This is a genomic window from Pseudomonas knackmussii B13, from assembly GCF_000689415.1.
GTDB lineage: Bacteria > Pseudomonadota > Gammaproteobacteria > Pseudomonadales > Pseudomonadaceae > Pseudomonas > Pseudomonas knackmussii.
Genome location: NZ_HG322950.1, coordinates 16,738 through 39,263 on the forward strand (window position 1 = coordinate 16,738; position 22,526 = coordinate 39,263).

The 22,526-nt window shown below is 67.5% G+C and carries 25 protein-coding genes; 12 read left to right on the top strand and 13 right to left on the bottom strand.

The genetic code is table 11. The features are described 5' to 3' along the window. Positions 1 to 5: 5 nt before the first annotated feature. From trkA to def, 4 genes are all read right to left on the bottom strand, one after another. On the bottom strand, positions 6 to 1,379 hold the full coding sequence (trkA, locus tag PKB_RS00080) for a Trk system potassium transporter TrkA (protein ID WP_043247979.1): 1,374 nt from the start codon (positions 1,377 to 1,379) through the stop codon (positions 6 to 8). A 148-nt stretch (positions 1,380 to 1,527) separates the two neighbouring features. Then, positions 1,528 to 2,838 carry a 16S rRNA (cytosine(967)-C(5))-methyltransferase RsmB gene (gene rsmB, locus PKB_RS00085; RefSeq protein ID WP_043247981.1) on the bottom strand — a complete coding sequence of 437 codons (1,311 nt, stop codon included), beginning with the start codon at positions 2,836 to 2,838 and terminating at the stop codon, positions 1,528 to 1,530. Continuing rightward, positions 2,835 to 3,779 carry a methionyl-tRNA formyltransferase gene (gene fmt / locus PKB_RS00090; RefSeq protein WP_043247983.1) on the bottom strand — a complete coding sequence of 315 codons (945 nt, stop codon included), beginning with the start codon at positions 3,777 to 3,779 and terminating at the stop codon, positions 2,835 to 2,837. Before fmt ends, rsmB begins: the two co-directional genes overlap by 4 nt. Before the next feature lie 56 nt (positions 3,780 to 3,835). Beyond that, positions 3,836 to 4,342, bottom strand: coding sequence for a peptide deformylase (gene def, locus PKB_RS00095; RefSeq protein WP_043247985.1), 507 nt, complete (start codon positions 4,340 to 4,342; stop codon positions 3,836 to 3,838). Between the two features lie 137 nt (positions 4,343 to 4,479). Here def and PKB_RS00100 point away from each other — a divergent pair, with 137 nt between their 5' ends. From PKB_RS00100 to tsaC, 3 genes are all read left to right on the top strand, one after another. Further along, the gene (locus tag PKB_RS00100; RefSeq protein ID WP_043247987.1) at positions 4,480 to 5,505 is read left to right on the top strand and encodes a LysM peptidoglycan-binding domain-containing protein; all 1,026 of its coding nucleotides are present in this window, start codon (positions 4,480 to 4,482) and stop codon (positions 5,503 to 5,505) included. Positions 5,506 to 5,644: 139 nt separating this feature from the next. Then, positions 5,645 to 6,730 (top strand): DNA-processing protein DprA, encoded by a 1,086-nt coding sequence (gene dprA, locus PKB_RS00105; protein ID WP_043247989.1) that lies wholly within the window; start codon positions 5,645 to 5,647, stop codon positions 6,728 to 6,730. Between the two features lie 43 nt (positions 6,731 to 6,773). After that, positions 6,774 to 7,331, top strand: a complete 558-nt coding sequence (gene tsaC / locus PKB_RS00110) for an L-threonylcarbamoyladenylate synthase type 1 TsaC (protein WP_043247991.1) — start codon at positions 6,774 to 6,776, stop codon at positions 7,329 to 7,331. An 82-nt stretch (positions 7,332 to 7,413) separates the two neighbouring features. Here the strand turns inward: tsaC and PKB_RS00115 are convergent, their stop codons facing one another. After that, entirely contained in the window at positions 7,414 to 8,391 is a 978-nt protein-coding gene (locus tag PKB_RS00115; RefSeq protein WP_043247993.1) for an NADPH:quinone reductase, read from the bottom strand. Positions 8,392 to 8,571: 180 nt separating this feature from the next. Here PKB_RS00115 and hemF point away from each other — a divergent pair, with 180 nt between their 5' ends. Next, positions 8,572 to 9,486, top strand: a complete 915-nt coding sequence (hemF, locus tag PKB_RS00120) for an oxygen-dependent coproporphyrinogen oxidase (protein ID WP_043247995.1) — start codon at positions 8,572 to 8,574, stop codon at positions 9,484 to 9,486. 61 nt (positions 9,487 to 9,547) lie between these two features. Continuing rightward, on the top strand, positions 9,548 to 10,372 hold the full coding sequence (gene aroE / locus PKB_RS00125; RefSeq protein WP_043247997.1) for a shikimate dehydrogenase: 825 nt from the start codon (positions 9,548 to 9,550) through the stop codon (positions 10,370 to 10,372). Positions 10,373 to 10,457: 85 nt separating this feature from the next. Here the strand turns inward: aroE and PKB_RS00130 are convergent, their stop codons facing one another. The 3 genes from PKB_RS00130 to betC are packed head-to-tail and all read right to left on the bottom strand — an operon-like array spanning position 10,458 to position 14,489. Beyond that, positions 10,458 to 12,014: a SulP family inorganic anion transporter gene (locus PKB_RS00130; protein WP_043247998.1), complete on the bottom strand. Its 1,557-nt coding sequence runs from the start codon at positions 12,012 to 12,014 to the stop codon at positions 10,458 to 10,460. 7 nt (positions 12,015 to 12,021) lie between these two features. After that, positions 12,022 to 12,945, bottom strand: coding sequence for a choline ABC transporter substrate-binding protein (choX, locus tag PKB_RS00135; RefSeq protein ID WP_043248003.1), 924 nt, complete (start codon positions 12,943 to 12,945; stop codon positions 12,022 to 12,024). A 35-nt stretch (positions 12,946 to 12,980) separates the two neighbouring features. Continuing rightward, complete coding sequence (betC, locus tag PKB_RS00140; protein ID WP_043248005.1) at positions 12,981 to 14,489, bottom strand: choline-sulfatase; 1,509 nt, start codon at positions 14,487 to 14,489, stop codon at positions 12,981 to 12,983. A gap of 128 nt (positions 14,490 to 14,617) precedes the next feature. On the opposite strand from betC, the gene PKB_RS00145 reads away from it, so the two are divergent. Both PKB_RS00145 and PKB_RS00150 read left to right on the top strand, forming a co-directional pair. Then, a complete protein-coding gene (locus PKB_RS00145) occupies positions 14,618 to 15,523 on the top strand; it encodes a choline sulfate utilization transcriptional regulator (RefSeq protein ID WP_043248007.1) in 906 nt (301 codons plus the stop codon). After that, on the top strand, positions 15,520 to 15,864 hold the full coding sequence (locus tag PKB_RS00150) for a DOPA 4,5-dioxygenase family protein (RefSeq protein ID WP_043248009.1): 345 nt from the start codon (positions 15,520 to 15,522) through the stop codon (positions 15,862 to 15,864). The genes PKB_RS00145 and PKB_RS00150 overlap by 4 nt, the downstream gene beginning before the upstream one ends. Before the next feature lie 6 nt (positions 15,865 to 15,870). Here PKB_RS00150 and PKB_RS00155 read toward each other — a convergent pair whose 3' ends face one another. Beyond that, positions 15,871 to 16,197 (bottom strand): antibiotic biosynthesis monooxygenase family protein, encoded by a 327-nt coding sequence (locus tag PKB_RS00155; protein ID WP_052355130.1) that lies wholly within the window; start codon positions 16,195 to 16,197, stop codon positions 15,871 to 15,873. A 305-nt stretch (positions 16,198 to 16,502) separates the two neighbouring features. Between PKB_RS00155 and PKB_RS00160 the strand changes: the two genes are divergently transcribed. After that, the gene (locus tag PKB_RS00160; protein WP_043248011.1) at positions 16,503 to 17,444 is read left to right on the top strand and encodes an AraC family transcriptional regulator; all 942 of its coding nucleotides are present in this window, start codon (positions 16,503 to 16,505) and stop codon (positions 17,442 to 17,444) included. Between the two features lie 88 nt (positions 17,445 to 17,532). Here the strand turns inward: PKB_RS00160 and gloA2 are convergent, their stop codons facing one another. The 3 genes from gloA2 to trpB all read right to left on the bottom strand — a co-directional run bounded on the left by gloA2 (position 17,533) and on the right by trpB (position 20,053). Further along, positions 17,533 to 17,916 carry an SMU1112c/YaeR family gloxylase I-like metalloprotein gene (gene gloA2 / locus PKB_RS00165; protein WP_043248013.1) on the bottom strand — a complete coding sequence of 128 codons (384 nt, stop codon included), beginning with the start codon at positions 17,914 to 17,916 and terminating at the stop codon, positions 17,533 to 17,535. A 125-nt stretch (positions 17,917 to 18,041) separates the two neighbouring features. Then, the gene (gene trpA, locus PKB_RS00170; protein ID WP_043248015.1) at positions 18,042 to 18,848 is read right to left on the bottom strand and encodes a tryptophan synthase subunit alpha; all 807 of its coding nucleotides are present in this window, start codon (positions 18,846 to 18,848) and stop codon (positions 18,042 to 18,044) included. Next, positions 18,845 to 20,053, bottom strand: coding sequence for a tryptophan synthase subunit beta (gene trpB, locus PKB_RS00175; protein WP_043248017.1), 1,209 nt, complete (start codon positions 20,051 to 20,053; stop codon positions 18,845 to 18,847). The genes trpA and trpB overlap by 4 nt, the downstream gene beginning before the upstream one ends. Before the next feature lie 131 nt (positions 20,054 to 20,184). Between trpB and PKB_RS00180 the strand changes: the two genes are divergently transcribed. From PKB_RS00180 to PKB_RS00195, 4 genes are all read left to right on the top strand, one after another. After that, on the top strand, positions 20,185 to 21,072 hold the full coding sequence (locus PKB_RS00180; protein WP_043248018.1) for a LysR family transcriptional regulator: 888 nt from the start codon (positions 20,185 to 20,187) through the stop codon (positions 21,070 to 21,072). 94 nt (positions 21,073 to 21,166) lie between these two features. Further along, positions 21,167 to 21,382, top strand: a complete 216-nt coding sequence (locus PKB_RS00185; RefSeq protein ID WP_043248020.1) for a dodecin — start codon at positions 21,167 to 21,169, stop codon at positions 21,380 to 21,382. An 84-nt stretch (positions 21,383 to 21,466) separates the two neighbouring features. Further along, positions 21,467 to 21,691 (top strand): DUF1161 domain-containing protein, encoded by a 225-nt coding sequence (locus tag PKB_RS00190; protein ID WP_043248021.1) that lies wholly within the window; start codon positions 21,467 to 21,469, stop codon positions 21,689 to 21,691. Between the two features lie 151 nt (positions 21,692 to 21,842). Then, positions 21,843 to 22,082 carry a DUF1161 domain-containing protein gene (locus PKB_RS00195; protein WP_156957964.1) on the top strand — a complete coding sequence of 80 codons (240 nt, stop codon included), beginning with the start codon at positions 21,843 to 21,845 and terminating at the stop codon, positions 22,080 to 22,082. A 1-nt stretch (position 22,083) separates the two neighbouring features. Here the strand turns inward: PKB_RS00195 and PKB_RS00200 are convergent, their stop codons facing one another. Beyond that, a complete protein-coding gene (locus PKB_RS00200) occupies positions 22,084 to 22,518 on the bottom strand; it encodes a PA0061/PA0062 family lipoprotein (protein WP_043248022.1) in 435 nt (144 codons plus the stop codon). Positions 22,519 to 22,526 lie beyond the last annotated feature (8 nt).

Below are 22,526 nucleotides of genomic sequence, written 5' to 3' on the forward strand. Positions count from 1 at the left end.
CTCCTTCAGAAGAACGTCAGACCGGCCTGGAACAGCCGCTCGATGTCACGGATGCGCTTCTTGTCGACCACGAACAGGATCACGTGGTCGCCGTGTTCGATCAGCAGTTCGCCGTGGGCGATCAGCACTTCCTCGTCGCGGATCACTGCGCCGATGGTGGTGCCCGGCGGCAGGTTGATCTTGCTCAGCGGGCGGCCGATGACCTTGCTCGATTTCGGGTCGCCGTGGGCGACCATTTCGATGGCTTCGGCGGCGCCACGGCGCAGGGAATGCACGCTCTCGATGTCGCCGCGGCGCACGTGGGTCAGCAGGGTGCCGATGGTGGCCAGCTGCGGGCTGATGGCGATGTCGATCTCGCCGCCCTGGACCAGGTCGACGTAGGCCGGGTTGTTGATGAGCGTCATCACCTTGCGCGCGCCCAGGCGCTTGGCCAGCAGCGAGGACATGATGTTCGCCTCGTCGTCGTTGGTCAGGGCGAGGAAGAGGTCGGTTTCGCCGATGTCTTCCTCCAGCAGCAGGTCACGATCCGAGGCGCTGCCCTGGAGCACGATGGCGCTGTCCAGGTTGTCCGAAAGATGCCGGCAGCGCGCCGGGTTCATCTCGATGATCTTCACCTGGTAGCGGTTCTCGATGGCCTCGGCCAGGCGTTCGCCGATGTTGCCGCCGCCGGCGATGATGATCCGCCGGTAGTTCTCCTCCATCCGCCGCATCTCGCCCATCACCGCGCGGATGTGGGCCTTGGCAGCGATGAAGAAGACCTCGTCGTCGGCCTCGATCACGGTGTCGCCCTGGGGGATGATCGGCCGGTTGCGCCGGTAGATGGCCGCCACGCGGGTGTCCGCGTTGGGCATGTGCTCTCGAAGTTGGCGCAACTCCTGGCCTACCAGTGGGCCGCCGTAGTGCGCCTTGATGCCAACCAGCTGCGCCTTGCCTTCGGCGAAGTCGATCACCTGCAGCGAGCCGGGGTATTCGATCAGCCGCTTGATGTAGTTGGTGACCACCTGTTCCGGGCTGATCAGCACGTCCACCGGAATGGCCTCGTTGTTGAACAGGCCGCTGCGGGTCAGGTACGCCGCCTCGCGCACGCGGGCGATGCGGGTCGGCGTGTTGAACAGGGTATAGGCCACCTGGCAGGCGACCATGTTGACCTCGTCGCTGTTGGTCACCGCCACCAGCATGTCGGCGTCATCGGCGCCGGCCTGGCGCAGCACCGTGGGGAAGGAGGCCTTGCCCTGCACCGTTCGGATGTCGAGGCGGTCGTTGAGGTCGCGCAGGCGCTCGCCGTCGGTGTCGACCACCGTGATGTCGTTGGCTTCGCTGGCCAGGTGTTCGGCGAGGGTGCCGCCGACCTGCCCGGCACCGAGGATGATGATCTTCATTGCGGCTTCCTATGCCTATTCACTGGGGCTCGCGAGCTAGAGCGAGACTAGGAAGGCGGTGGTTTTGAAAGCGCAGTTCACTCTAGTGAATGAGCATTTCGAAATCGTCGCCTGACGCCGTATCGCCGACGCGCAGCAGCCCCCGAACCTATCGGGCGGAAATCTTGATCAGCTTGGCATAGTAGAAACCGTCGTGTCCGCCTTCCTGCGGCAACAGCTGGCGACCGTGGTCCTGCTTCAGCCCCCAGGGGCCGGCGAGATCCAGCTCACGGGCGCCGGGCGTGCGGGCAAGGAAGGCGGCGATCGACTCGCGGTTCTCCTGCGGCATCACCGAGCAGGTGGCGTAGAGCAGGATGCCGCCCACTTCCAGGGTCGGCCAGAGCGCGTCGAGCAGCTCGCCCTGCAACTGCGCCAGGGCTGGAATGTCTTCGGCGGCGCGGGTCAGCTTGATGTCCGGATGGCGGCGGATCACGCCGGTGGCCGAGCAGGGCGCGTCGAGCAGGATGCGCTGGAACGGCTTGCCGTCCCACCAGGCGGCGGTGTCGCGGCCGTCGGCGGCGATCAGCTGGGCGTCCAGCTGCAGGCGTTGCAGGTTCTCGCGCACGCGCACCAGGCGGGATTCTTCCAGGTCCACGCCAAGCACGCTGGCCAGGCCCGGTTCGGCTTCCAGCAGGTGGCAGGTCTTGCCGCCGGGGGCGCAGCAGGCGTCGAGCACGCGCTGGCCGGGGGCCAGTTCGAGCAAATCGGCGGCTAGTTGCGCAGCTTCGTCCTGCACGCTCACGCGGCCTTCGGCGAAACCCGGCAGCTCGCGCACGTCGCACGGCTGGTCGAGCTGGATGCCGTCGCGGCTGAAGGCGCAGGCCGTGGCGTCGAATCCAACGGTCTGCAGTTCGGCCAGGTAGGCGTCACGGGTGCCTTGGCGGCGGTTGACCCGCAGGGTCATCGGCGGATGCGCGTTGTTCGCCGCGCATACGGCTTCGAACTGTTCTGGCCAGGACTGCTTGAGGGCCTTCTGCAGCCAGCGCGGATGCGCGAGGCGTGCAGCTGGGTCGCGGTCGATGTCCGCCAGCAGCCCTTCGCTTTCGCGCTGGGCGCGGCGCAGCACGGCGTTGAGCAGGCCCTTGGCCCAGGTTTTCTTCAGCTTGTCCGCGCAGCCGACGGTCTCGCCGATGGCTGCGTGCGGGGGAATGCGGGTGTAGAGCAACTGGTAGAGGCCGACCAGCAGCAGCGCCTCGACGTCACGGTCGCCAGCCTTGAACGGCTTCTGCAGCAGGCGCGAAGCCAGGGCTGCGAGGCGCGGTTGCCAGCGCGCGGTGCCGAAGGCCAGCTCCTGGGTCAGGCCGCGGTCGCGCGGAGCGACCAGCTCCAGCTGCGGCGGCAGCGAGCCACCCAGCGAGGCGCGGCCGGCGAGCACGGCAGTCAGGGCGCGGGCGGCGGCGAGGCGCGGGCTGGTGCTCATTGGCCGAGCACCTGGCCGGAGGCGAACTGCTCGCGACGGCTGTTGAACAGGTCGGCGAAGGCCAGCGGCTTGCCGCCGGGCAGCTGCACGCGAGTCAGCAGCAGGCTGCCTTCGCCGCAACCTACCAGCAGGCCGTCGCGGCTGGCGTCGAGGATCTTGCCGGGCTCGCCCTTGCCTTCGCCCAGGCGCGCGGCCCAGACCTTCAGGGTTTCGCCGTTGAGCGTGGTGTGGCAGACCGGCCAGGGATCGAAGGCGCGCACGCGGCGCTCCAGCTCGGCGGCCGGCAGGCTCCAGTCGAGTTTGGCTTCTTCCTTGTTCAGCTTGTGCGCGTAGGTGGCCAGTGCATCGTCCTGGACCTCGCCCTGCAACGTGCCGGCAGCCAGGCCGGCGATGGCTTCGATCACCGCCGGCGGGCCGAGGCGCGCGAGGCGGTCATGCAGGCTGCCGCCGGTGTCTTCGGCGGAAATCGGGGTAGCGATCTTGAGCAGCATCGGCCCGGTGTCCAGACCGGCTTCCATCTGCATCACGGTGACGCCGCTCTCCGCGTCGCCGGCTTCCACCGCGCGCTGGATCGGCGCCGCACCGCGCCAGCGCGGCAGCAGCGAGGCGTGGCTGTTGATGCAGCCCAGGCGCGGGATGTCGAGCACCACCTGCGGCAGGATCAGGCCGTAGGCGACTACCACCATCAGGTCCGGCTGCAGGGCGGCCAGTTCGGCCTGGGCCTCTTCGTTGCGCAAGGTCGGCGGCTGCAGCACCGGCAGGCCGTGCTCCACGGCGAGCTGCTTGACCGGGCTGGGCATCAGCTTCTGCCCGCGGCCTGCCGGGCGGTCCGGCTGGGTGTAGACGGCGACGATCTGGTGCGGGGTGTCGAGCAGGGCCTTGAGGTGCTCGGCGGCGAAGTCCGGGGTTCCGGCGAAGACGATGCGCAATGCTTGGCTCATGCGGGGCTCGCTGAATGAAAAAAGGCTTGCCGGAGCAAGCCTTTGGGGATGGGGCGTCAGGCGCGCTGGCGGTGCTGCTTTTCCAGCTTCTTCTTGATCCGGTCGCGCTTGAGGCTGGACAGGTAGTCGACGAACAGCTTGCCGTTGAGGTGATCGCACTCATGTTGGATGCAGACGGCCAGCAGGCCATCGGCGATTTCCTCGAAGGCCTTGCCGTCGCGATCCAGCGCCTTGATGCGCACGCGCGTCGGGCGATCGACGTTCTCGTAGAAGCCGGGCACCGAGAGGCAGCCTTCCTGGTATTCGCCCATCTCTTCGGTGAGCGGCTCCAGTTCCGGGTTGATGAACACGCGCGGTTCGGACTTGTCTTCGGACAGGTCCATCACCACGATGCGCTTGTGCACGTTCACCTGCGTGGCGGCCAGGCCGATACCGGGCGCCTCGTACATGGTTTCGAACATGTCGTCGACCAACTGGCGAACAGCGTCGTCGACCCGCTCGACCGGCTTGGCGATCGTGCGCAGGCGCGGATCGGGGAATTCGAGAATGTTCAGAATGGCCATATGCGTTTGTGATGCACTTGTGGAATAAAGTAAAAATCGGCTGCTAATATGCTGAGCAGCATCGAAAAACGCTGAAAAGCCCGGTAGGGGCGGCTTTGCGGCGTTTCAGGGGTACACATAATAAAGGGATTCACCGCATGAGGAAAACACTACTCGCCGTGCTGCTGCTTGCGGCAGGCAGCGTGGCGCAGGGTGCCGTAGAGCTCAGGGACGGCCATCCGGATCGCTATACCGTGGTCAAGGGTGACACTCTCTGGGATATCTCGGGCAAGTTCCTGAGCAAACCCTGGAAGTGGCCGGAAATCTGGCAGGTGAATCCGCAGATTCGCAACCCGCACCTGATCTACCCGGGGGACGTACTGAGCCTGGTGTACATCGACGGCCAGCCGCGCCTGGTCCTGGGCCGCGGCGCGTCCCACGGCACCATCAAGCTGTCGCCGAAAGTGCGCAGCACGCCTATGGCCGAGGCCGTGCCCACCATCCCGCTGGACAAGATCAACGCCTTCCTGCTGTCCAACCGCATCGTCGACAGTGAAGGTGATTTCGAAAAGGCCCCGCACATGGTTGCCGGTGATGCCGAGCGCGTGGTCAGCGGCGCCGGTGACCGCGCCTATGCGCGCGGCGACTCGCTGGTAGAGCAGGGTAGCTACGGCATCTTCCGCCAAGGCAAGACCTACACCGACCCGGACACCAAGGAAGTCCTCGGCATCGACGCCATGGACATCGGTAGCGCCAACGTCACCGCCAAGGAAAACGACGTCGCCACGCTCAACCTGACCCGTTCCACCCAGGAAGTGCGTCCGGGCGACCGCCTGTTCCCCACCGAGGAGCGTGCGGTCACCACGGTGTTCATGCCCAGCGAGCCGAAGACCCCGATCAAGGGCACCATCATCGACGTGCCGCGCGGCGTGACCCAGGTCGGCAAGTACGACGTGGTAACCATCGACAAGGGCGCGCGCGACGGCCTCGAGGAAGGCAACGTGCTGGCCATCTACAAGCTGGGCGAGACGGTGCGTGACCGCGTCGACGGCGACCTGGTGAAGATGCCCGACGAGCGCTCCGGCCTGGTGATGATCTTCCGCACCTACCACCGCCTGAGCTACGGCCTGGTGCTCACCGCCAGCCGCTCGCTGGAAGTGCAGGACAAGGTGCGCAACCCCTGACGCACCAAGTTCTTCGAGAACCCCGCTTCGGCGGGGTTCTTTGTTTCTGGCCTTCCGGCTTTTCCGAGCGGTCCGACAGGCACCCGCCCATCCGGACGGCATAGTCGGGCGTTCCGCCCGCGACCGAAGGAACGCCGCCATGCCCTCTCCCGCCGAACTCGAAGCCCGCCTGCGTCTGCACGTATTGCCCGAATTGGGGCCTCGCCGCTTCGTTGCGCTATTGGCAGCCTTCGGCTCCGCCTCCGCCGCCCTCAGTGCCCCCGCTGCCGCCTGGCGCTCGCTGGGGCTGCCGATGATCTGTGCCGAGGCGCGTCGCAGCGAACCGGTGCGTGGGCGTGCGGCCGCAGCGCTGCGCTGGCTCGAGCAGGAGGGATGCTACCTGCTGCTGTCGGATCAGGAGGATTACCCGGCGCTGCTCTCGGAGCTGTCCGACGCCCCGCCGCTGCTGTTCGTCGAAGGTAAACCCGAGGTGCTGCAGCGTCCGCAGCTGGCCGTGGTCGGCAGCCGCCGTGCCAGCCATCCGGGGCTGGACACCGCGAAGTCCTTTGCGCGAGCGCTGGCCGGTGGCGGCTTCGTCATCACCAGCGGGCTGGCCCTGGGCATCGATGGCGCCGCCCATGAAGGCGCGCTGGCCGCAGGCGGCGCGACCGTCGCCGTGCTCGGAACCGGCCTCGAACACATCTATCCGAATCGCCATCGCTCACTGGCGCGACGCATCGTCGAAGGCGGCGGTGCGCTGGTCAGCGAATTGCCGCTGGATAGCCCACCGAATCCGTCCAACTTCCCGCGGCGCAATCGCATCATCAGTGGGCTCTCCCTTGGCGTGCTGGTGGTCGAGGCCAGCCCCTCCAGCGGTTCGCTGATCACCGCTCGCCTGGCCGCCGAGCAGGGCCGCGAGGTCTATGCGATCCCCGGTTCCATCCACCACCCCGGCGCGCGCGGCTGTCACGAGCTGATCCGCCAGGGGGCGAGCCTGGTGGAAAGCGTCGAGCACATTCTCGAAGGCCTGCAGGGCTGGACCCAGAGCGAATGCGCTGCGCCCGAACCGAAGGCGGAGCGCGCCCATCCCCTGCTCGCCCTGTTGCGCGCCGCGCCCCACAGCAGCGAAGAACTGGCGCTTGCCAGTGGCTGGGAATTGCCCCGCCTGCTAGTGGAGCTGACCGATCTCGAACTGGCCGGCCGCGTGGCCTGCGAGGCCGGCGTCTGGGTGCATCGCGGTGGCTGAGCACGTAAACTTCCGCGCATTCGAATTTCCCCGGAGTTTGCCGATGATCAGCAGTTGGCGTGTAAAGCGTGCGGCCAAAATAGTGCGCGATGGGGGCGTCATCGCCTACCCGACCGAAGCGGTCTGGGGGCTGGGTTGCGACCCTTGGAATGAAGACGCGGTGTACCGCCTGCTCGCGATCAAGGCGCGACCGGTGGAGAAAGGCCTGATCCTGGTCGCCGACAACATTCGCCAGTTCGACTTCCTCCTCGCCGACCTGCCGCAGGCCTGGCAGGAGCGCCTGGCCGCCAGCTGGCCGGGCCCCAACACCTGGCTGGTGCCGCACCAGAACCGCCTGCCCGAGTGGATCACCGGCCAGCACGACAGCGTTGCCCTGCGTGTCACCGATCATCCGCTGGTGCGCGAGCTCTGTGCCCTCACCGGGCCGCTGGTATCGACCTCGGCCAACCCCGCCGGCCGCCCGGCGGCGCGCTCGCGGCTGCGGGTCGAGCAGTACTTCCGTGGCGAACTGGCCGGCGTGCTGGACGGCAAGCTCGGCGGTCGCCGCAATCCCAGCCTGATCCGCGATCTGGTGACCGGCCAGGTCGTCCGCCCGTCGTAACTGTCTCCTCGTAGGAGCGAGCTTGCTCGCGAATGCTTCGTGCGATGCGGGTTCGCGAGCAAGCTCGCTCCTACAACTGGCCCTACGGAAGCAGAATGGTCGATCCAGTAGTACGCCGCGCCGCCAGCTCAGTCTGTGCCTTGGCTGCATCCGCCAGGGCGAAGCGCTGGTTGATCTCGACCTTGATCTTGCCGCTGGTGAGCATGCCGAACAGGTCTTCGGCCATTGCTTGCAGGCGTTCCGGCGTATTCGCGTAGCCGAACAGGGTCGGGCGGGTGACGAACAGCGAGCCCTTCTGCGCGAGGATGCCCAGGTTCACCCCGTCCACCGCGCCCGAAGCATTGCCGAAGCTGACGATCAGCCCGCGCTGCGCGGCGCAGTCGAGGGAAATCGGCCAGGTGTCCTTGCCCACCGAGTCGTAGACCACCGGGACCTTCTTGCCGTCGGTGAGCGCCAGCACGCGCTCGACCACATTCTCATGGCTGTAGTCGATGGTTTCCCAGGCGCCGTGGGCCTTGGCCAGCTCGGCCTTGGCCGCGGAGCCGACGGTGCCGATCAGTTTCACGCCCAGGGCCTTGGCCCACTGGCAGGCGATAAGGCCGACGCCACCGGCCGCCGCGTGCCACAGCACGGTCTGGCCGGGTTGGGCGTTGTAGGTCTGGCGCAGCAGGTACTGCACGGTGAGGCCCTTGAGCATCACCGCGGCGGCGGTTTCGAAGCTGATGCTGTCCGGCAGCTTGACCAGGTTGGCTGCCGGAAGTACGTGCAGTTCGCTGTAGGAGCCCAGCGGCCCGGTGGCGTAGGCGACGCGGTCGCCGACCTTGACGCCACTGACCTCGCTGCCCACCGCATCCACCTCGCCGGCACCCTCGGTGCCCAGCCCGGAGGGCAAGGCCGGCGCCGGGTAGAGGCCGCTGCGGTAGTAGGTGTCGATGAAGTTCAGGCCGATGGCGCGGTTGCGCACGCGAACTTCCTTCGGCCCCGGCTCGGCGGGGGTGTAGTCGATGTACTCGAGGACTTCCGGGCCGCCGGTGCGGGCGAACTGGATACGCTTGGCCATGTCGATCTCCTGCGACGCGCAGCGTCCGCTGTAGGACGCTGCTTTGAGAAAAGTCTTTCATCCAAGCCGGCCTGTTGATCGCCGTCAAGCACGGGATGCCTGGCGGGGATGCTATGCTTGGCCCCCTTTTTCGGCCTGCGGCCCACGCGCCGCGCGGCTTTCCCGCTCCAAGGTGATTCCGTGACCGACCGTATCGAGGCCGTGAAGGCCTACCTGCTCGACCTGCAAGACCGCATCTGTGCCGCGCTCGAAGCCGAAGACGGCGGCGCGCGCTTCATCGAGGACGCCTGGCAGCGCCCGGCCGGCGGCGGTGGCCGTACCCGGGTGATCGGTGACGGCGCGGTGATCGAGAAAGGCGGGGTGAACTTCTCCCACGTGTTCGGCGCCGGCCTGCCGCCGTCGGCCAGTGCGCACCGTCCGGAACTGGCCGGCCGCGGCTTCCAGGCACTGGGCGTGTCGCTGGTGATCCACCCGCGCAATCCGCATGTGCCCACCTCCCACGCCAACGTGCGCTTCTTCATCGCCGAGAAGGAAGGCGAGGAGCCGGTCTGGTGGTTCGGCGGCGGCTTCGACCTGACGCCCTACTACGGCCACGAGGAAGACTGCGTGCACTGGCACAAGGTCGCCCGCGACGCCTGCGCGCCCTTCGGCGAGGACGTCTACCCGCGCTACAAGGAATGGTGCGACCGCTACTTCCACCTCAAGCATCGCCACGAGCCGCGCGGCATCGGCGGGCTGTTCTTCGACGACCTGAACCAGTGGGACTTCGACACCAGCTTCGCCTTCCTGCGCGCCATCGGCGATGCCTACATCGAGGCCTACCTGCCGATCGTGCGCAAGCGCAAGGACACTCCCTGGACCGAGCAGCAGCGCGAATTCCAGGAATTCCGCCGCGGCCGCTACGTCGAGTTCAACCTGGTCTACGACCGTGGCACCCTGTTCGGCCTGCAGTCGGGCGGGCGCACCGAGTCGATCCTCATGTCGTTGCCGCCGCAGGTGCGCTGGGGCTACGACTGGAAGCCGGAGCCGGGCAGCGAGGAAGCGCGGCTGACCGAATACTTCCTGCAGGACCGCGATTGGCTCGCGGGTCATTGATGGGCTGAGCACAGCCAAGCCCGTCGCCGTTATCCACAAGAAGAAACTTCCCAGGAATTCCATGGACCGCTATTGCGTCTTCGGCAACCCCATCGGCCACAGCAAGTCGCCGCTGATCCACAGCCTGTTCGCCCAGCAGACCGGCCAGGCGCTCACCTACGAAGCGCTGCTGGCGCCGCTGGACGACTTCACCGGGGCGGCCCGCGCCTTCTTCGCCGAGGGCCTGGGTGCCAACGTCACTGTGCCGTTCAAGGAAGAGGCCTATCGCCTGGCCGACGAGCTGAGCGAGCGCGCCCGTCGTGCCGGCGCGGTGAACACCCTGAAGAAGCTCGATGGCGGCCGCCTGCTCGGCGACAACACCGACGGCGCCGGCCTCAACCGCGACCTGGTGGTGAACAATGGCGTGGCCCTCTCCGGCAAGCGCGTGCTGGTGCTCGGCGCCGGCGGCGCGGTGCGCGGCATTCTCGAACCCTTCCTCGGCGAGCGTCCGGCCGTGCTGGTGGTGCTCAACCGCACCGCCGCGAAAGCCGAGCAGCTGGCCCGTGAGTTCGCCGACCTGGGCGAAGTGCGCGCCGGCGGTTTCGACCTGCGCGAGGAGGCCTTCGACGTCATCGTCAATGGCACCTCGGCGAGCCTCGCCGGCGAGCTGCCGCCGATCGACCCGGCGCTGATCCGCAAGGGCCACACGGTCTGCTACGACATGATGTATGGCAAGGAAACCACCGCCTTCAATCGCTGGGCTGCCGAGCAAGGTGCGGCGCGCTGCATCGATGGCCTGGGCATGCTCGTGGAGCAGGCCGCCGAAGCCTTCCAGCTGTGGCGCGGCGTGCGCCCGGATTCGCAGCCGGTGTTGGCCGAACTGCGCCGCCTGCTCTGCTCTTCGTAGGAGCGAGCTTGCTCGCGAACAGGCTCCGGTGCGAGGCCATTCGCGAGCAAGCTCGCTCCTACGGGTTCCGTGCGCTGGGAATCCCCTACTCCACCCGCAACACCGCTCCTTCGCCCATCTGCCTGGCCAGCTCGTCGCGCACCCTCGGGCGCGCGTTGCGCAGGACCAGGTGGCGCCCCTCCCCGGCCAGGCGCCGGGCTTCCTGTTGCAGCATGTGCGCGCCGGCGAAGTCGATGAAATTGACGTGCTGCGCGTCCAGCACCAGGCGCCGGCCGCGGCTGGCCTGGATCAGCCGCTGCAGGTAGTCGCAGGCGCCGAAGAAGATCGACCCCTCGACCCGCAGGACCTCCTCGCCGGTGGCTTCCCAGCGCTCCACGCGCGGCTGCGAGGTGCGCCGCAGGTACAGCAGCAGCGAGGCCAGCACGCCGAGGTAGATCGCATTCTGCAGCGGCAGCAGCAGGGTCGCCGCTGCGGTCAGCGCCATCACCAGGAACTCGCTGCGGCTGCCGCGCCAGAGGGCACGTAGCGCCGGGCGATCCACCAGTCCCCAGGCGATCAGCAGGATGCCGCCGGCCATGGCCGGCAGCGGAATGTGGGTGATCAGGCCGGCGCCGGCCAGCGCCAGCGCGGCGACCCAGAGTGCGGAGAAGACCCCGGCCAGCGGAAAGCGCGCGCCCGCCTCCAGGTTCAGCCCTGAGCGGGTGAAGGAGCCGGCCGAGAGACTGGCGGAGAACCAGGGCCCGAGCAGGTTGGACAGGCCCTGGGCGCGGATTTCCTGGTTGGCGTCGAGAAACTGCTGGCTGTGTGCGGCCAGCGAGCGGGCGATGGACAGGCTGGTGACCAGGCCGAGCAGGCCGCAGGCGAGGGCGCCGGGAAGCAGTTCGGCGATGGTCCTGGCATCGAAGTGCAGTGGGCTGAAGGGTGGCAGCGCGCTGGCGAACGCCTGGACTCGAGCGACCCCGGCGAACCACTGCGGCAGCGCCCAAGTGGTCAGGCTGGCGACCAGCAGGCCGAGCATCAGGGCCGGCCAACGCGGTCGCAGCCAGCGGCAGAGGAGGCTGACGGCTAGGCTGAGCAGTCCGATCACAAGCGAGGGCGCATCGCCTTCACCCAGGTGTTGCATCAGCAGGTGCGTGCCATCCAGCGCGCTGCCCTGGCTATGGACTTCCACGCCGAGCAGGTACGGCAGTTGTCCGAGAGCGATCACCAGCGCCGCGCCCAGGGTGAAGCCGAGCATCACCGAGTGCGAGACGAAATTCAGCAACACGCCGAAGCGCAGGGCGCCCAGCGCCCATTGCAGGAGACCGGCGAGGAAGGTCAGCAGCAGCACGAGTTGCACGTAGCTTTCGCTGCCCGGTGGCGCCAGGGGCGCCACCGTCGCGTAGAGCACCACCGAGATCGCCGCCGTCGGCCCGCCGACCATGTGCCGCGACGAGCCCCACAGGCAGGCGATCGCCACCGGCAGCATGGCCGCGTAGAGCCCGTACTGCGGCGGCAGCCCGGCGATCAGCGCGTAGGCGATGGACTGCGGCAGCGCCAGCACCGCGCCGGCGAAGCCGACCCAGGCCTCCTGCGCCATTGCCCGCGGGCCGAGGCGCGGCAGCCAGGCGAGGAACGGCAGCAGGCCGTGGAGGCGGCGCATCGAGGGCTTACAGCCGTGCCTGAACGGCGCTCAGGGCGTCGCCGCCGTCGCGGGTCTTCACACCGTCCAGCCACTTGCCCAGGGCCTGCGGATTGGCCTTGATCCAGGCCTTCACCGCTTCGGCATTGGCGACGTTCTTCTCCAGCACCTGGGCCATCACCGCGTTCTCCATCGGCAGGTCGAAGCTCAGGTTGGCCAGCAGCCGCGCGCTGTTCGGGCACTGCTGGGCATAGCCGTTGCGGGTCAGGGTGTAGACGCTGCCGGTGGCGCCGAAGTACCTGTCGCCGCCGGCGAGGTACTTCATGTCGTACTTCACGTTCATCGGGTGTGGCGTCCAGCCGAGGAAGACGATCCAGCGCTGGCGCTTAACGGAGCGACCGACCTCCGCGAGCATCGCCTGCTCGCCGGACTCCACCAGTTTCCAGTCGCCCAGGCCGAACTCGTTGCCGCCGATCATTTTCTGGATCGACTGGTTGGCCGGTGCGCCGGAGCCGATGCCGTAGAGCTTGCGGTCGAACTTGTCGGCGTACTTCTGCAGGTCGGCGAAGCTCTTCACGCCGCCGTCGTAGACGTAGCTCGGCACGGCCAGGGTGAATTCGGTGCCCTCGAGGTTCTTCGCCAGTTGCTGGACCTGGCCGCTGGCGACGAACTTGTCGTGGTAGCTCTGCTGCGCCGGCATCCAGTTGCCGAGGAAGGCGTCCACCTGGGCGTCGCGCAGGCCGCCGTAGATGATCGGCACCGAGAGGGTGTCGACCTTGGCCTGGTAGCCGAGGCTGTCGAGGAGGAAGCTGGCCACGCCGTTGGTGACGGCGATGTCGGTCCAGCCCGGATCGGCCAGCTTGACGGTGGTGCAGGCGGCGTCCTCGGCGTGGGCGCCCTGCCCGGCCAATGTCACGGCGCCGGCCAACAGCAATGCGGATAGCTTGGTCATGCTCTCTCTCCCCTCGGCTTTCTCGGTTGTGGTTATCAGGGCTTGGGATAACGGGCGCGGCGCTCCAGGTCGTCCAGGTCGATGTGGTTGCGCATGTACTGCTGGCTGGCGTCAACGAAGGGCTGGTGGTCCCAGCTGGTGCGCTTGCCCTGGCTCAACGCGGTATCGACGAAGCGCCGGCGGCGCTGGCTGGCCAGGACCTGGGCGGTGATCGCCGGGATGTCCCAACGCTGCCGCGCCTCCGCCAGGAAGGCCTCGAACAGCTCGCGATGCGAGGCCGAGCCGGCCAGGTTCTCCAGCTCGCGCGGGTCGTTCTGCAGGTCGAAGAGCAGGCAGGGGTCCTGCTCGGAGTAGACGAACTTGAAGTCGCCACGCCGGATCATCATCAGCGGGCTGAGCGTCCCTTCGGCGGTGTACTCGCCGATCACCTCGTCGTGCCCGCCCTGCCCTTGCAGGTGCGGCAGCAGCGAGTGGCCGTCCAGATCCAGCTGCGCCGGCAACTCGCCGCCGGCCAGCTCGACCAGGGTCGGAAGCAGGTCGAGGGTGGACACCGACTCGCTCACGCGGTGCGCGGCGAAGCGCTTGGGCGCGCTGATCAGCAGCGGCACGCGGGCGGCCATCTCGAACCAGTGCATCTTGTACCAGAGGCCGCGCTCGCCAAGCATGTCGCCGTGGTCGCCGGAGAACACCACCAGGGTGTCTTCGTCCAGGTCGCATTCCTCCAGGGTCTTGAGCAGCGCGCCGATCTGCGCGTCGACATAGCTGCAGGCGCCGAAGTAGGCACGACGGGCGTCGCGGATCTTCTCCGCCGGCAGCGGCTTGTCCCAGAGGTCGATGACCTTGAGCAGGCGTTGCGAGTGCGGGTCCTGCTCGTCCTGCGCCAGCTCCACCGAGGGCATGGGGATTTCCTCGTCGCGGTAGAGGTCCCAGTACTCGCGCGGAATGGTGTAGGGGTCGTGCGGGTGGGTCATGGAGACCGTCAGGCAGAACGGCCGGTCGGCGTGTTCGCGCACGTGGTCGTAGAGGTACTGGCGCGCCTTGAACACCACTTCGTCGTCGAAGTCGAGCTGGTTGGTGCGCACGCAGGGCCCGGCTTGCAGCACCGAGGACATGTTGTGGTACCAGCTCGGGCGCACGTCCGGCTCGTCCCAGTTCACCGCCCAGCCGTAGTCGGCCGGGTAGATGTCGCTGGTCAGGCGCTCCTCGTAGCCGTGCAACTGGTCCGGCCCGCAAAAGTGCATCTTGCCCGACAGCACCGTGCGGTAGCCGAGACGGCGCAGGTGGTGGGCGTAGGTGGGCACGTCGGCGGCGAAGTCGGCGGCGTTGTCCCAGGCGCCGATCCGCGTCGGCAGGCGGCCGCTGACCAGGGTGAAACGCGAGGGCGCGCACAGCGGGCTGTTGCAGTAGGCCGAGTCGAATACCACGGCCTTTTCGGCCAGGCGCATCAGGTTGGGCATGCGGATCGGCGAGGCCGGGTCATGCAGCGGCAGCAGCGGCGCGGCCATCTGGTCGGCCATGATGAAGAGGATGTTCGGGCGTGGCATGGCGGGACTTATCCTATGCACGATTGTTATGGGATAGTGCTGTGGATGAGTGTCACGCCACGTCTGACGGGGGTAAAGCGCATGCCAGGACATGCTTCGGATAACGCCAGCTTATGGATGGAATACCCATGAGCCTGCCCCTGGAGCTGCTCCGCGTGTTCGAGTGCGCGGCCCGCGAGCAGGGCTTCACGGCCGCCGCCGCCGAACTGGGCAGCAGCCAGCCGGCGGTCAGCCAGCAGATCAAGCGCCTGGAGAAGCTGCTCGGCGTGCGGCTGTTCGACCGCGTGCACCGGGGCATTGTGCTGACGGAAAGTGGCCAGCTCTTGCAGCAACATGTGCAGGCCGGGCTGGCCGAGCTGGAAGCGGGCGTAGCGGCGGTCAGCGCCCGGCAAAGCCAGGAGGTGCTGCAGGTGGCCACCGACTTCGCCTTCGCCGCCTACTGGCTGATGCCGCGCCTGCCACGCTTTCGCCAGCTGCATCCGCAACTGGACGTCAGCCTCCTGAGCAGCGAGCGCAGCCCGAGCAGCCTGCGCAGCGACGTCGACGTGGCCATCGCCTTCGGCGACGGGCGCTTCAAGCATGGCGAGGCGCTGCTGTTGTTCGGCGAGGAAGTCTTCCCGGTGTGCAGCCCGCGCCTGCTCGGCGAGCGCCAGGCGCCGCTGCCGCTGGAAGACTTGCAGAGACTGCCGCTGCTACACCTCAAGTCCGAAGCGCACAGCCGCTGGTTCGACTGGCCCGCGCTGTTCCGCGCGCTCGACCTGCCGCGCCCGCCGGAAGCCTCCGGGATGCGCTTCGACAACTACACCCTGCTGGTGCAGGCAGCCATCGCCGGGCAGGGTGTCGCCATCGGCTGGGGACACCTGGTCGACGAACTGCTGGAGCAAGGGTTACTGTGCCGGCCGGTCCGCGAAAGCGCCGTCTCGCGCTACGGTTATTACGCCGTGCAGCCCGAGCGCAAGCGTCGTGCGCGCCTGGTGCAGCCCTTCATCGACTGGCTGCATGACGAACTGAAAAGGGAGAGCCCCGCACCGTGACCGGCTTCGACGAAATCGCCATCCAGGGCTTCCACGCCCACGTCTACTACGATGCCGCCACCCTGGAGCAGGCCCGCGCCCTCTGCGAGGAAGCGGCCCGGCGCTTCCCGCTGCAGATGGGGCGCATGCACCAGAAACCGGTGGGGCCGCATCCGGACTGGAGCTGTCAGCTGGCGTTCGCGCCTGAAGTGTTCGCGGACCTGGTGCCCTGGCTGGCGTTGCACCGCGGCGGGCTGGTCGTGTTCATCCACCCGCAGACCGGGGACGAACTGGTGGATCACCGCGACCGGGCGATCTGGATGGGGGCCGTGCGGCCGTTGGATCTGACTTGCCTGATGTGAGCGGGCTCAGCTGGCCTCGCGATAGGTGTGGCCGAGCGAAGGCGCTTCATCGATGCATGCCTGCAAGCTGAGTGCGTGACGCTCGAAGATTTCCCCCAGCAGGTGCTGTTCCGGCAGCTCAAGGTAAGCCTCCAGGCTGGCGCTATCGGCCCAGCGTCCGCGCAGGCGCCAGACATCGCTGGTGGTGGCCGGCAGCTGGACTTCGTAGGACTGGCAACCGGGCAGCTGGTGGGCGGCGCTGATCAGGCGGTCGAGCAGTTCGGCGAGCGCCGCCTCGTGGCCGGGGCGGGACTGGATCAGAAGCTGATGTTCGAGTGGGCGTCGAATGGCCATGCGTGATTCCTCCTGTCCCGGGCACTACGAACGGGAATGGCCCGGTTGCGCCAGAGTAGGACCCGGGCACCAGGAGGCGGTAGATGGATGCTGTCGGCTTCTTGCCTGATCCTGCGCAAGTCGGTGCCGCTTGCCCTATGAGGTCGATTCCCTTGCTTCCGGCCCATGTTGCAGGCCTTGCGCGGCGCAGGGCTTGTCCATTCCTGCCGATTGCTTGCCCGATCCTCCAGCGCCTGTCGTCCTGTCACACCCCTCGCGCGGCCGTCGGCGTAAGCTTGGCAGCGCCACTTTCGGAGGCCCCCCGCATGTCGCAGTCGTCCGCCCTGTACGATCCCGTCGCCGCCAGCCGCCAGGAACTGGCCGATATCATCGAACGCCATTGCGCCGGTGCTGGCGTCCACGAAACCGCTATCGACGCGCTTTCACTGGCGCGCATGAACCAGCCCAGCGAAGGTCGTATGCCGACGCTGTACCGCCCGGCGCTGTGCGTCATTGCCCAGGGCAGCAAGGAAATCCGCGTCGGCCCCGAGCTGTACCGCTACGACGAGCTCAACCTGCTGGTGGTGTCAGTGACCCTGCCGGTATCCGGCATGGTGATCGAGGCTTCGCCGGACAAGCCCTACCTGTCGCTGCGCCTGGACATCGATCCGGGCGAGCTGACCCGGCTGATCGCCGACGCGGGCCTGGCCGGCAGCACGCCGCGCCCGGCGAGCCGCGGCATCTACCTGCAGCGCCTGGACACCACGGTGCTCGACGCCCTGCTGCGGCTGATGCGCCTGCTCGACACCCCGCGCGACATCCCGATGCTGGCGCCGCTGTTCATCCGCGAGATCCTCTACCGGCTGCTGCGCGGGCCGCAGGGCCACCTGCTGCACGACCTGGCGATGACCGACAGCCAGACCCACCGCGTGACCCGCGCCATCGAATGGCTCAACCGCAACTTCGACAAGGCGCTGCGCATCGAGGACCTGGCCCGCGAGGTGAACCTGAGTCCGTCCACCCTGCACCACCGCTTCAAGGAAGTGACCGCGCTCAGCCCGCTGCAGTACCAGAAGCAGCTGCGCCTGCAGGAGGCGCGCCGGCTGATGCTTTCCGAAGGGCTGGAAGTGGCGGTGGCCGGGCATCGCGTCGGCTACGAAAGCCCCTCGCAATTCAGCCGCGAATACAGCCGCCTGTTCGGCGCCCCACCGCTGCGCGACCTGGCGAGCCTGCGTAGCGCGTTGGGCGACGCTGCGATGCCGGCGTGACGCGATGCTTTTGTAGGAGCGAGCTTGCTCGCGAATGGCCTCGTGCCGAAGCGGTTCGCGAGCAAGCTCGCTCCTACGAAGAGATTCCTCAGCGCTCGTAAAGCTCCAGCGGCAGATCGTCCGGATCGGCGAAGAAGGTAAAGCGCTTGCCGGTCAGTTCGTCGAGGCGAATCGGCTCGCAGCGCACGCCATGGCCTTCCAGCTCGGCCACCGCCGACTCCAGGTCGTCCACCGCGAATGCCAGGTGACGCAGGCCCTGCGCCTCGGGATACGACGGCCGCGAAGGCGCGCCGGGGAAGGAGAACAGCTCCAGCTGCACATCACCCAGGGCCAGGTCGAGCTTCCACGAGTCGCGCGCGGCGCGGTACGTCTCGGCGACGATGCGCAGGCCGAGAATCTCGCTGTAGAAGCGCTTGGAACGCGGGTAGTCGGAGCAGATCAGGGCGACGTGGTGGACGCTGTGCAGCTTCATGGGCGAAGACTTCGATCAAGAACGGAGGGCCTATCCTGCCAGCCGTGCGCACGGGGTCAATCCCGAGGCGCAGAAACGAAAAAGGCGGCGCATCGGCGCCGCCTTTCTCATTTTCGGCCAGCTGCTCAGCGCGCGTTGCGCACGCCTTCGGCCAGTTCGCGGCACAGGCCCAGCACGCCTTGTACGGCGGCGGCGGAGCTTTCGGCGTTGGCGATCTTGTCCACCAGGGCCGAGCCGACCACCACGCCGTCGGCCAGGCGGGCGATGCTCGCCGCGTGCTCCGGGGTGCGGATGCCGAAGCCGATGGATACCGGCAGGTCGGTGTGGCGGCGCAGGCGGGCCACGGCTTCCTCGACGTGGTCCAGGGTCGCTGCACCGGCGCCGGTCACGCCGGCCACCGAGACGTAGTAGACGAAGCCCGAGCTGCCTTCGAGCACGGTCGGCAGGCGGTTGTCGTCGGTGGTCGGGGTGGTCAGGCGGATGAAGTCGATGCCGGCGGCCTGGGCCGGGAAGCACAGGTCTTCGTTATGTTCCGGCGGCAGGTCGACCACGATCAGGCCGTCGACGCCGGCTTCCTTCGCGTCGGCGATGAATTTCTCAACGCCGTAGTAGTGGATCGGGTTGAAATAGCCCATCAGCACCAGCGGGGTGGTGCTGTTGGAGGCGCGGAATTCGCGGACCATCTTCAGGGTCTTGGCCAGGTTCTGGCCGTTGCCCAGGGCGCGGATGTTGGCCAGCTGGATCGCCGGGCCGTCGGCCATCGGGTCGGTGAAGGGCATGCCCAGCTCGATCACGTCGGCGCCGGCTTCGGGCAGGCCCTTGAGGATGTCCAGCGAGGTCGAGTAGCCCGGGTCGCCGGCGGTGATGAAGGTCACCAGGGCGGCGCGGTTCTGCTGTTTCAGTTCGGCGAAGCGGGTCTGCAGGCGGCTCATGCTTTCTGCTCCTGTTGCATGTGGTGCATTACGGTCTGCATGTCCTTGTCGCCGCGGCCGGACAGGTTGATCACCATCAGGTGGTCCTTCGGCAGGGTGGGCGCGCGCTTGAAGGCTTCGGCCAGGGCGTGGGACGACTCCAGGGCCGGGATGATGCCTTCGAGGCGGCAGCAGGTGTGGAAGGCTTCCAGCGCCTCGTGGTCGGTGATCGAGGTGTACTGGACGCGGCCGATGTCGTGCAACCAGGCGTGTTCCGGGCCGATGCCGGGGTAGTCCAGGCCGGCGGAGATGGAGTGCGCGTCGATGATCTGGCCGTCCTCGTCCTGCAGCAGGAAGGTGCGGTTGCCGTGCAGCACACCTGGGACTCCGCCGTTCAGGCTGGCCGCGTGCTTGCCGGTCTCGATGCCGTGGCCGGCGGCTTCGACGCCGATGATCTCCACGCTCTGGTCATCGAGGAAGGGGTGGAACAGGCCCATGGCGTTGGAGCCACCGCCGATGCAGGCGACCAGCGAATCGGGCAGGCGTCCTTCCTTCGCGGCCATCTGCTCGCGGGTTTCCTTGCCGATCACTGCCTGGAAGTCGCGGACCATCGCCGGGTACGGGTGCGGGCCGGCCACGGTGCCAATCAGGTAGAAGGTGTTGTGGACGTTGGTCACCCAGTCGCGCAGGGCTTCGTTCATCGCGTCCTTGAGGGTGCCGGTGCCGGCGGTGACCGGGATCACCTCGGCGCCCAGCAGCTTCATGCGGAAGACGTTGGCCTGCTGGCGGTCGATGTCGGTGGTGCCCATGTAGACCACGCACTGCATGCCGAAGCGCGCGGCCACGGTGGCGGTGGCCACGCCGTGCATGCCGGCGCCGGTCTCGGCGATGATGCGTTTCTTGCCCATGCGCTTGGCCAGGAGGATCTGGCCGATGCAGTTGTTGATCTTGTGCGCGCCGGTGTGGTTCAGCTCTTCGCGCTTCAGATAGATCTTCGCGCCGCCGAAGTGCTCGGTCAGGCGCTCGGCGAAATACAGCGGGCTCGGGCGGCCGACGTAGTCGCGCTGGAAGTAGGCCAGCTCTTCGATGAACGCCGGGTCGTCCTTGGCCTTCTCGTATTCGCGGGCCAGGTCGTGGATCAGCGGCATCAGGGTTTCGGCGACGTACTGGCCGCCGAAGCTGCCGAACAGGCCCTTGGCGTCCGGGCCGGTGCGCAGTGAAGACATGGGAAAGCTCCTGTCGTGTCATGGGCAGGCGCAACGGGCCTGCAGGATGGGCTCAGGATACGGCTGCCGGCCCCGGCGGAAAAGCGATAAGATCGCCACAACTTGTCAGGAAAACTCACAGGTTAATCGCCATGAGCCGTGACCTTCCCCCGCTCAACGCACTGCGCGCCTTCGATGCCGTGGCTCGCCTCGGCAGCTTGAGCCGCGCGGCCGACGAACTGCATGTCACCCACGGCGCGGTGAGCCGGCAGCTGCGACTGCTCGAGGATCAGCTCGGGGTGAGTCTGCTCGTCAAGGATGGGCGCGGCGTAAAACTCACCGATGCAGGGCGTCGCCTGGGTGAGGCCAGCACCGATGCCTTCGAGCGCCTGCGCCGGGTCTGCGGCGAGCTGCGCCAGGGCGGCGGCGAAGGTCCCTTCGTCCTCGGTTGCCCGGGTAGCCTGCTGGCGCGCTGGTTCATCCCGCGCCTGGACCGACTCAATCGCGAGCTGCCGGAGCTGCGCCTGCAGCTGTCCGCCAGCGAAGGCGAGCTGGACCCGCGGCGCGGCGGCGTAGGCGCCACCTTGTTGTTCGCCGAGCCGCCGTGGCCGGCCGACATGCGCGTCTTCGAGCTGGCGGTCGAGCGCATCGGTCCTGTGCTCAGCCCCCGCCATCCGCGCTTTGCCGAGCTGCGCCAGGCCGGCCCCGCGACCTTGCTGGACGAACCCTTGCTGCACACCACCTCGCGCCCGCAGGCTTGGCCGCAATGGGCGACGACTCAAGGCCTGGATGCAAGCAAGCTGCGCTTGGGCCAGGGTTTTGAGCATCTCTACTACTTGCTGGAAGCGGCGGTAGCTGGATTGGGCGTGGCCATCGCCCCGCAGGCGCTGGTCGCCGATGACCTGGCGGCTGGCCGTCTGGCGGCGCCCTGGGGCTTCGTCGAGACGAAGGCGCGGCTGACCCTGTGGACCCCGCTGCGCCAGCCCGACCCGCGCGCGGCGCAGCTGGCCGACTGGCTGCGTGCGGCGTTTCACGACTGAAGGCGGGCGGTTTGCCGCCTTCGGGGGGCTCTACTACTGTCCAAGGAGGTACCCGCGCCTTGCGAGCATTCCTGCCTGAGAGAGGAGAGCCTCCATGTCCAACCATCACACCTACAAGAAGATCGAACTGGTCGGTTCCTCCCACACCAGCATCGAAGACGCCATCGGCAACGCGCTGGCCGAGGCGAACAAATCGGTGAAGAACATGGAGTGGTTCGAGGTGGTGGAAACGCGCGGGCACATCGTCAACGGTTCCGTCGGTCACTACCAGGTAACGCTGAAGATCGGCTTCAAGATCGCCGACAGCTGATCGGCGCGGGCCGACGAGATTCCGGGGCGACCCGGTCCATGCCCTGCGGGGCGTCATGCAAGCAATGAACGAGGGAGCGTTTTCATGAAGAACTGGTTGTTGGCCGTGGGTCTGTTGGCCATTGGGGGACAAGCCTTGGCGGCGGCGAAGCCGTGCGAGGAACTGAAGTCTGAGATTGATGCCAAGCTCAAGGCCAAGGGCGTTTCCGGGTACAGCCTGGAAGTGGTCGACAAGGGTGCCGCCGGTTCGGCCAAGGTGGTCGGCACCTGCGACGGCGGGCGCAAGGAGATCGTCTACTCGCGCAAGTGAAGGGTGCTTGCGCAGCGAAACCGGGGTACCGCGAGGGCCCCGGTTTTTCTTTGCCCGTTGCCAGGGCGCACCTTGATGGCACTCTGTCGCCGCCGGGCGGTCTGTCGTTAGGATAGGCAGCGCCCCGTGGTGGGGCTGACGAGGGAATGCCATGACCGTGAGCAAGATCGCCGTGCTGTTGCTGGCCGTGGCCTGCGCGAGTGTCGCGCAGGCGAAGACCAAGCCCTGCGAGGAACTCAGGAAGGAAATCGAGACCAAGATCCAGTCCGCCGGGGTGACCTCCTACACCCTGGAGATTGTCACCGACAGCGAAGTGAAGGACCCCAACATGGTGGTCGGCAGTTGCGAAGGTGGCACCCGCAAGATCGTCTACCAGCGCAACGACGACTGACTCAGAACAGGCGGCAGTCCTGCCGCCCCTGGAAGTTGGTGCGGGCGACCACCTGGCCATTGGCGTCGGTCAGCAGCGCCAGCGCCTTGCGCAGCTGCGGGCGCAGTTCCAGGCGATAGCGCTGGCCGGCGGCGAAGCCGTCGTAGGTCAGCCAGACGCGGCAGGTGATCTCGATGGTGTTGTCGCTGTTCGCCAACCCACCTCCGCCGCCCCCGGGAACTTCGTACTGGTAGCGCACTTCGAGCTCGTGCTTGCCCGGCGGCACCTGGAAATAGCGGCCATCGCGCAGCACCTGGTTGTCGAGGCGCTGGGCGAGCAGGGTGTGGGCTGGTTGGGTGTAGAGCTCGACCCAGGCCATGCCCGGGTCGTGTTTCGGTAACGGCCCGGCGCAGGCGCCGAGCAACGGCAACAGGAACAGCAGCGACGATTTGCGCATGACAGCGG